This window comes from Streptomyces lushanensis, assembly GCF_001700515.1.
Lineage (GTDB): Bacteria > Actinomycetota > Actinomycetes > Streptomycetales > Streptomycetaceae > Streptomyces > Streptomyces lushanensis.
Genome location: NZ_MAUD01000390.1, coordinates 22,045 through 29,479 on the forward strand (window position 1 = coordinate 22,045; position 7,435 = coordinate 29,479).

Genomic DNA, 7,435 nt, shown 5'->3' on the forward strand with positions numbered 1-7,435 from the left:
CGCTGTTTTTCTCGTACGAGGGCGGGCGGCGCCGACTGGTGCGCAAGCGCCGGCTGCCGCCCAGCCAGCACCGGAGCCTCCGCGGCGGACGGCCGGTTAGTTCTCAGTACTGCGCTGATCTGCCCCGAGCATTCGGATGTGGCGCCACACATGCTCGTAGCTGCGGTGCACCGCGCGCATCCAGGAGGGAACAGAGTGCCAGTCGGCGGCCACCTCGCGCTCGCCCCAGGCTACTTGCATGATCTGGCGATCACCGGCGAAGTCCTCGACGAGATCGCGGCGCAGGAAGAGTAGGTGGCCGCGCCAGGGCTTGTCCGCGCGGAAGACTGCCGAGGCTCGTCGGCCATCCAGGCCCACGAGGTCCACACTGCCAGGCAGTTGGCGCAGGCCGAACCTGGTAGCGAACTCGAACGACGGCACGTCGTAGCCCCCGCCGAGCCCGATCTCCGAAGTGCTGTCGGGGGAGAAGTCGACGGCGACCTGGCCGAACCCGATGCCGTCGTCCTGCCAGTCGCCACGCAGCGCTCGGTGCGGGAAGGCACCCGAGGCATCGTTATCGAACGTCAGATCGAACCGGGGGCTCCAAGGCATCTCAGCGGCCAGCACGTCGCGGACCATCGGCAGCGGAGGGAAGAAATGGTTTCCCGGATACTGGCGCTCGCTGGCGAGCTGCCGAGCTGGTTCCACGTCCTCCGGCTTCAGCAGGAGGGTGCGGAAGAACCCGAACACCGTCCGCCCGTCGTGGCGGTGGTCCAGATATCCCTCGACCAGAAGCCAGCCGTCGTCTACTCCGTGGATCTCCTCGGGTGACCACAGATGGTCCGGGACGGCCACTGTCCCCGAGGTGAGCCAGGTCTGGTCGTCGGTGGGCTCCACGGGTGCCCACATCGGAAGGGGCATGGGTGCTACCGGGGGCCTGTCGGGGAAGGTTGGGTCGATGTCGGGCATCAAGCGTTCTGCGTCCCCGAGGGGCGCTGGTGCGCGGCCATCGTCCACGAGGCGGCCGACCATTTCGTGGTAGGCGATCCAGCCGTACTTCTTGCCGTACCGCTCCACCCCCCTTTTGGTGCCGTAAGGCCGCTCGGCGTCCGCGGCAATGGACTGGTCGACCATGCCGAATTCCTTCTCGCGCCAGCCCAGTTTCCAGACCCGAGCCATTACCTCGGCGCGGGCCCTGCGGTAGTCGGGGTGGTCAAAGTCGTAGTTGTCCCTGCCGTTGATGGCGGCCCCGATGATGTAGTTCTCGAAGTCGAAGCCGAATGTGCGGTCGCTCTCGTCGGCGTTGGGGTCGTCGTCCTCCATCACCTCAGCGGACGCCACGGCGGCGAACCTCGGCGCGAAGGCATCGACCCCCTCCGGGACGGCGGTGGGGTGGAGAGCGCCCGCGAATTCATAGATGGCCCGTACGTAGCCGCGCAGTTGCTCGTGCGAGGTGGGTATGTTCCCGCCGTCCAGGAAGCGGTCGCGCAGCTGCATCAGCCAGTCCCGCAGCGCGCGTTCGAGCGGCCCGCCAGGATCGGGCATTTGATGGGTGCCAGCGGCCCCGAACGCTGCAGCGACGATGCGTTCGACGACGTAAGGGTCGTCGACGTCGAGCATCTGGGTGGCGAGGTCGAACAGCCGCTTGGGTTCTGGCCGGCCGTAGCGCTGGAGGGCCTTCGTCGCCATGTCCCGCATGCTCGTGTCCGTGGAAGTCAGTAGCCAGGCGATGGCCAGCGCGTCCAGGTCGTCGCTCTCGGCGCGATTGCTGCTTCCAGACCACCTGTCGATCGCTCGTTCCAGGTCTGCCGTCAGCCGGCCTGGAGCCTGGCCTCGAGCCCATTCGGTCCAGCGCAGGTCACGTTCGGGAAGGGGCAGCTGGCGCAGGACCCGGTCGAGGAATACGGCATTCAGGCGGTGCGGGGCGGACCTGCGGATCTCCCACAGACGGCCGAACGCTGGCCGGCCCTTCCTCTTGCTGGGATGCGCGGTAACGAGCGCGGTTGCGAGCGCGTCGACGGTCTCGTCGTCGAGGAATTCCGACTCGGTGGTGAGTTCCTGGGCGAGCACCAACGAACGGTGCTCATCCGGGGCGACGCGCCACAGGTGGTGCCGGGTGAAGCGGCGTGGCAGCAGTGAGATGAGACTGATGAGGATGTCCTCGCCGAGGGGGTGCGCTTGGTCGCCCAGGAGGGACTGCCAGAGAGCCGCCTCCGCGAGCTGCTCGTTGATGTCCGCGGGGGGAATACGCACCAGAACCGCGTCGGCGATCAAGTATCCAGCGAGGCGGTCAAAAACGAAGCCGCACTCAGTGTCGTCGGAACCCCTGATCTCCTCGCGGAAGATCACTCCCTCCTCTACGAGGCGCCGGAGCAGGCTTTCGTCCCAGTTCGGCTGGTCAACGTCGAGGATTCTTCGCGCTTCGTCGAACGGAAGCCGACGGACACTGTGCGTCCACACGTGTCTCGCCAGAGCCGTGAGGCGGCGCTGGATTTGGTCGGCCGGCACCGGGATGCGGGCCGGATCCTGGGCCAGCCGCTCGACCACGCCCTCGCGGTACAACTCGAAGACGCCGATGAGAGACTGAGGCAGCGCTTCCACGCCCACCGGCACTCGGCGGTCGTGGTTTGCGGCCTCGCAGTACATGCGGACGAAGAGCGGGTTGTGGAACTCTCCCATCGGTAGCCAGGCGTCGGCCGGGTTGATCAGGTAGTGACGGAAGTAGACGCGGAGGATGTCGTCGACTTCCGCGCGCTGCCACTCCAGTTCCAGGTGCACCGTGTCCTTCGGGAGGGCCCGGTCGGCGAGCGCCTCGCGGAGGGTGACGATCACCGCCACGTGAGGGTAGGCGCCCAGGGCAGGTGCCAATCCGGCGAGCAGTGTCCTCCACTCCGAGGGCCGTTCGGCCTCGTTCAGGCCGTCGATGATCAACGGAATCCGGCAGCCGGCGCGGTTCCCGGCTGAGTTGAGAGCTTCCAGGAGGTCCTCGAAGTAGTCGACCTTCAGTCCGGGGATCCTTCGCGCGAGGTCGTCGAGGGTCCCGCCGACACGCAGGCTTCCGCCCTGGATGAAGACTCCTGCCGTGGGCTGGTCGTTCGGTGAGGTCATCTGCGCGGCAAGGTGCGTTTTGCCCTGTCCCGCGGCGGCGATGACGGCGAGCAGGGGGGCTTCGGTGTCCGCCCGTGTGTCGTGTAGCGACTGGACGATGTCGCGGATCTCCGCGCCGAGACCGGTAACCAGCAGCGCCTCGGGCAGGCGACGCTGCCTCAGTTTGAGCACCAGGCGTCGCAGCGTTCGGGGAGAGGTCGCGGGCGGCCGCTGTTCGGCAAGGCGCTCACGGACCTCCCAGGGCCGGAGACCCCTTCCGGCGTCAAGGACCTCCCGCAGGTCGTTGACGAACCGGTCCAGGTCGTCGGCAATCTCTACGGCGTCTTGGTGGAAGGTGTTGTCGAGGCCGTCGATGGCTGCGCGCAGTGCCTGAATCCGGGCAGCGATGTCGTCGGTGCGCTGCTGCAGCCACTCGAACGACGCCGGGCGCAGCAAGGCCCGGTCGATGCGATGCTCCACGTGGTGGGAGGTGTGCAGCCGTGGCGTCCACCGTGCCTCGACGGGTGCAACAGATCGTTTGTGGGCTTGCGCCAGTACGTCTGCGGTGAGGGCGAGTTCACCGAAGAAGGTGGAGCGGAGCTCGTCGTGACCCGCGAGCTGGTCGTCGTAGTTCTCGGTGGACCAGAGTTTGACGCTGACCCCCTGCTGACCGAGTCCGTTGATCCATTCCTCGTCCCCCTTGGCGGGCCGCTCTGGAAGACACAGCACAAAGTCAGTCAGCCCTACGACGTGCTCGATCGCCTTGGCGAGTGACTCCTTGATCTGCTTGCGCTGGTTTGCGCTGAGCTCGTTCTTGCTGTTGAGGATGAACCACTTGCACGACCAACCCCAGACGCGGCCGGGGTTGCCGAGAGCACCGGCGTGGTCGACGTGCAGGTAGAACTCGACGCCGGGCTGGTTGCGGCGCTCCCGCATCGTGCCCAGCGCGCCGTAGCGGCGGGAGACGATGGCCCGTGTGAGCGCTTCGAAGTTCCGGTCGGCGGCGCCGGGCAGACGTTCCAGATCAGTCAGATCCACTGTCGCTCCGAGTGGTTGCATCCGACCGAGTGATCTTGTCCTCATCCCATTTGTGACGGGAGAAGATCTCGACTTTCGCGCCGTAGTGGAGAAGTGCCTTCAGGAATCCCTGTACATCGGACTCATCCGTCCAGATCCGGACTGTCTCTCCGTTGCGGGTGACGGTGTGGTCAAGGGCGAAGACGTCGACGTCGTACCGCCCCATGTCGTACGCCTTCATTTCGGTGAGTGCTTCGCCCAGTTCGCGAGGCATGCGCTCGCCAGGGCTCTGCCAGTCGTCGTCGGACCACGCGTCCTCGGCAAGAGCCTTCAGAGCCTCCATGCGCTCCTCCGCTGCCTTGGCACCGGTGACCGTCTGAAACCGGCCGATCAAGACCAGGTCCATCGAGTGCTCCGAGCCGTAGCCGTTCCAGATCCTCATCGTGCCTCCCTCAACGCCTGCACGGCTTCCATGATGGAGTCCCCGACTGACAATCCCGTGGGCGCATAGGCGTGAGGGCGCAGGACGCCGGTCGCGTCGACATGCATGTGCGCGTCGAGGGGTCGCTCGCCTGGGACGGCCTCCGCCGTGGGCAGCGTGGCTTCGAGGCCGGTTCGGGAGATCGCGAGCTGAACCCCGTTCCTGGCGGCCGCGGCCCACTCGACGAGGCGCTGAGCGTCGGCGTCGCTGATACCGAGAGTCGCCGCGGTCGGCTGCTCCGGAAGAAGCAGGAGTTCGGACGCGCCGACCTCGTCGGCGAACTCTGCGAGGTCATCCAGTTCGCCGACCGTGTCGGCATTGATGACGGCGTTGATGCCGAACGGGGCGAGAGAGCCGAGCGTCCCGGCCGCCTGGACCACGGACGCGAACGGCCGGCCGCGGAGCCGCTCGTAGGTGGCTCCGACCCCGTCGACTGACAGACGGACAAAGTGCACGGCCCCACGCAGGGATTCGGCGAGTTCGGGTGTGAGCCGGTGCCCATGGGTCGTGAAAGTCACCGCCATCGACGTGGACTGGGCTATGTCCCGACACAGTTGGGCGAACCTTCGGTACGCGGTCGGTTCCCCTCCTCCGAAGCCGACACCGAGGCACCCGGCGGCATCGAGTTCGACCGCCCATGCCAGCACACGCTCCCTGTCGAGCGCGGCGGCGTGCTTGGGCGCGTAGCAGTAGGCGCAGTGGAGCTCGCAGGCGTTGGTCAGCGCGACGGACAGGTACCGGGGAGCACGGGAAAATTGCTCAGCGGGAACAGGTACCTCGTCGAGCAGTACGTTCAACCCGGAGACACGGTCAAACAGGTGAACACCAGCTGCGGACAGGCGAATCTTGCACGTCACCGACAGCATGATGCCACTGCTGCCGGTGATGCCGGGGCGGGACCGTGCAAGGTCGTTGGTGCAGTGCCCTCAGTGGGGCGTCGGGTGTGGTTGTAACTGAGCGCGACACTACAAGGGCGTAGGGACGGCGGCTGGGGCCACCGATGAGGCTGGCCCACTGGACAGTGCCCTGAGTAATCACCCTCACAGGTCGAACAGGCTCTCTTGGAAGTTCTCGACGACATCCCGTCGCGGGTAGAACAGGCCCAGCAGCAGGAAAGTCTTGGGGCGGGCCGCGACGTTCCCGACGAAGCAGTGCACGGCCTTCTCCGGAGTGACCATCCGGTCGAACCAGCGCTCGCGAAGCTTCTCCTCCACGCCGTCCTTCCCGTAGTGGCGAACGAACTTGCGGTACGACTCGCCCGCCTCCCAGTCCCTCAGCCCCATGTCGTGACCACCGCACTCCCGATCCGCGCATCGGAAGCTGTACCGGAACTCAAGGGGCACCCACTCCAGCTGGCGAAGGTCCTGCGCGAGTAGATCCAACTGATCAGCCAGTGCCGCCTTTGAAGCTGGCCAGGGCTCAGCAGGAGCGAAGCGGAAGCCGGTGAACTCTTCTGGGCGGAAGACACCAAGCGACGTCCCTCGCCGTTCCTGGTCCCGCTTTATGGAGCACAAGGACGGTGCCACGAGGGACTGAACATGCGAGAAGCGTTCGCGCCAGCCGTCCGCTGTCCCGAGGCGCTCGATGACCTTGAGGGTCTGCAGGTTGGGGCGCAAGCTCTCAGGACGATGGTCCCCAGGGTGTCGCTGCACGTCGACCTCGACGATCGAGTATTTGGCGAACTGGCTTTCTTCGTTCAGTAACCGGAACGGAACCGGGAAAAGCCGCACATGCTGGGGCGTTCCCTGGTCGAGCCGTATGCCGGCCACGCAGCTCGTCTCGTGGTACTTCGCGGACAGTTCCGGATAGGTCTTGACCGTGATCATGATCCGTGCGCGCTCTCGACTCCCCGATCCCATGGTTGCCCCCTCCATAGATCTCCCGATCTGATGATTGGAGGAGAGGCATGCGATGCGGGCAAGAGCGCGTGCAGGAGCGAGGGGTGAAGTCAGGCCAGGGGAATTACCGGCACGGCGGCTCGCTTGCGAACCGTCTCGAGGATGACTTGCCGGTGGCAGCGGCTCTCGTCCTTCTCGAAGCACAACACTGCCACCCGCGACTGCTGGGCATGCCCCGCGAGGCGGTCAAGGTCGGCCTGTGCCTCCTCGGACCGCAACAGGCCACGGAAGCGCGCGCGTCCCACCTCGACCCGGCCGTCCCAAAAGGGCTCCCGGTTGTCCTTCGGATTGCCCAGGCCACGCAGGTGCGTGTACTTGATACCGGCCTCCGCCAGGGCATCTCCGAGGCGGGTCTTGCTGAAGCCCTTCTTGCGACTGATCGGTGTGAGCCGTACATCCGCCACGACACCGATGTGGCTGTCGACGAGCGCGGCGACGAACGAGTCGATGTCCCGCCCTTCGTATCCGGCGGACCAAAGGCCGGGTGTGACAGCCGGGACCTGGGTCGCCCGGAACAGATCGTCGAGAGAGACCGCAAGAGCCTCGGCCACCGAGCCAACGGTCAGGAAACCTGGCTGGATCGCTCCCCCGCTCTCCAGGCGGCCCAGCGTTCCGACGGCGATGCCTGCCTCCATTGCCAGCCGTTCCCGCGTCCACCCACGGTCTTCCCTTAACGCACGTACCCGCTGGGCGAGCGCACGGGCCCGGTCGTGAGAAGGAGCTGAGCGATGACCTGCCATATGCGGTGTTCCTAACGACCGTTGGGGCGGCCCGCACGGGTGTTCCTGGTCAGCTACGAGCCCGGATTCGCGAATGCGCAGGTCATCGGGCGCGCGAGCGCCGCTCTTCCTGCGGCACTGGAGACTGCTCCTGGGAGAAGCCGACCAAGATCTTCTCCCAGAATTCTCCCAAACGATCTCCAGGAACCCGTCAGGGGCCTGATCCACTTACTGGATCAGGCCCCTGACCTGGT

Annotated in this window: 5 protein-coding genes; all 5 read right to left on the reverse strand. The window is 66.2% G+C overall.

The features are described from left to right. Positions 1 to 96: 96 nt before the first annotated feature. On the reverse strand, positions 97 to 4,104 hold the full coding sequence (locus BFF77_RS27160; protein WP_066954789.1) for an NACHT domain-containing protein: 4,008 nt from the start codon (positions 4,102 to 4,104) through the stop codon (positions 97 to 99). After that, the gene (locus BFF77_RS27165) at positions 4,091 to 4,525 is read right to left on the reverse strand and encodes a DUF6375 family protein (RefSeq protein WP_066954793.1); all 435 of its coding nucleotides are present in this window, start codon (positions 4,523 to 4,525) and stop codon (positions 4,091 to 4,093) included. The genes BFF77_RS27160 and BFF77_RS27165 overlap by 14 nt, the downstream gene beginning before the upstream one ends. Next, complete coding sequence (locus BFF77_RS27170; protein ID WP_066954796.1) at positions 4,522 to 5,430, reverse strand: radical SAM protein; 909 nt, start codon at positions 5,428 to 5,430, stop codon at positions 4,522 to 4,524. Before BFF77_RS27170 ends, BFF77_RS27165 begins: the two co-directional genes overlap by 4 nt. A gap of 174 nt (positions 5,431 to 5,604) precedes the next feature. After that, positions 5,605 to 6,390: a hypothetical protein gene (locus tag BFF77_RS27175; protein ID WP_066954799.1), complete on the reverse strand. Its 786-nt coding sequence runs from the start codon at positions 6,388 to 6,390 to the stop codon at positions 5,605 to 5,607. Between the two features lie 122 nt (positions 6,391 to 6,512). Then, a complete protein-coding gene (locus tag BFF77_RS27180) occupies positions 6,513 to 7,202 on the reverse strand; it encodes a DUF488 family protein, N3 subclade (protein ID WP_066954802.1) in 690 nt (229 codons plus the stop codon). Positions 7,203 to 7,435 lie beyond the last annotated feature (233 nt).